The sequence below is a fragment of the Pseudonocardia sp. N23 genome (genome assembly GCF_002583555.1).
Lineage (GTDB): Bacteria > Actinomycetota > Actinomycetes > Mycobacteriales > Pseudonocardiaceae > Pseudonocardia.
In genome coordinates this window covers 26,048-27,659 of the sequence record NZ_BEGX01000121.1, presented here as the reverse complement: position 1 = coordinate 27,659, position 1,612 = coordinate 26,048, and the positions used below count along the sequence as shown (strand labels likewise).

The 1,612-nt window shown below is 76.1% G+C and carries 1 protein-coding gene and 1 pseudogene; both read left to right on the top strand.

What is annotated here, in order from left to right:
• The coding region (locus tag TOK_RS27725) for a C40 family peptidase (protein WP_098960985.1) at nt 1-1,094 on the top strand (1,094 nt) is incomplete at its 5' end.
• Nucleotides 1,091-1,612 (top strand): annotated as a pseudogene (locus TOK_RS34505) (type IV secretory system conjugative DNA transfer family protein); the annotation flags it as partial. The gene TOK_RS27725 and the pseudogene TOK_RS34505, both read left to right, overlap by 4 nt.

Genomic DNA, 1,612 nt, shown 5'->3' with positions numbered 1-1,612 from the left:
GCACCGCGGTCCTGGGCGGGTTCGCCGCGATCGCCACCCTCGGCGGCGCGCTGGCCGGGGGCTGCGGCGGGGACGGCGGCACAGGCGGAGGCAGCCAGCAGATCGGGCCCCGGTCCTGGTCAGCCGAGCAGACCGCCAACGCCCAGACCATCGTCGAGATCGCCGTCGCCCGCGCCCTACCGCGGCGCGCGGCGGTGATCGCCGTCGCGACCGCCATCGTGGAGTCCCAGCTCAACAACGTCACCTACGGCGACCGCGACTCCCTCGGCCTGTTCCAGCAGCGCCCCTCCCAGGGCTGGGGCAGCCCGGCCACCATCCTCAACCCCGCCCTGTCCACCGCCACCTTCTACGACCGCCTGCTCCAGCTCCCCGGCTGGGCCACCATGCCGGCCGGGGTCGCTGAGCAGGCCGTGCAGCGCTCGGCGTTCCCCGAGCGCTACGCCCCCGCCGAAACCCCGGCCACCGCGCTGGTCGAGCGGTTCTGGAAGGGCCCGGACAACCCAGTCCCGCCCGTCAACGGCGCGCCCGTCTCGGGCGCCGACGCGCAGGCCGCGGCGTTCGCGACCCTCGGCTGCGCAGATCAGGGCGGGTCGAGCATTCAGCTCTCCCCCGAGGATCTCGACCGCCACCACATGCCGCCCGGGTTCACCCTCCCGGCCGACCCGCAGCAACGCGCCGCGGTCTCCTACGTCATCTCCAAGATCGGCGCCCCCTACGTGTGGGGGGCCAAGGGGCCCAACGCGTTCGACTGCTCCGGGCTGATGCTCGCCGCCTGGGCCTCGGCCGGGGTGCCGATCCCGGCCGGGACCGTCGCCCAGAAGACCGCCGGCACCCCCGTCGGATCGCTGTCCCAGCTGGCTCCGGGGGATCTGCTGCTCACCCCCGGGTCGCTCGGGTCGGCGACCAATCCGCGTCACGTCGGCATGTACGTCGGGCACGGCGTCGTCGTCGACGCCTACGACAGCTCCACCGGCGTCATCGTCTCCCCGCTGTCGAAATGGACCCCGCAGATCGTCACCATCCGCCACATCGCCGGCCCGCCCGGCGAACCCGCCCCGCCGCCCTCGGCGCTGGCCGCAGGAGCCCCCCGATGACCCGCAGCACCTCCAGCTTCCTGGGCCGCTCGCCGGTCTCCGAGCAGGACCTCGCGCTCGCCGCGCTCGGGTTCGCCCTCGCGATGGCGCTGTGCGCCGCGGGCGGGCTCCTGGTCGCCGCGCTCACTCTCGCCGCGCCGCTCGCCGGCGGCGGGCTGTTCTGGGCCATGCCCGGGCAGGTCGCGCGGTTGGGGTTCGCGATCCTGACCCACCCCGCCGACCCCGGCGCCGCCGCCGGTGTCCCGTGGTCGGCCAGCCTTGCCGGCCGCCCCGGCCTGTACTGGACCACCGCGGCGGTCCTCGAGCTGGTGTTCTTCACCGCTGCAGGCGTGGGCGGGGTGTGGGCGTGGCGGCGGTGGGGCCCCGGCCCGGCCGGGCACGCCACCCGCGCCGAGATTGCCCGCGAGCTCTCCCTGCCTGCGGCGCGCCGCACCGCCGCGTGGACCCGCCCCAGCCTGTCGCCGGCCGAACGGCGCCGCGCCCCGGTCGAGGAAGTGGCGGCGCCGCTGCACCGTGAT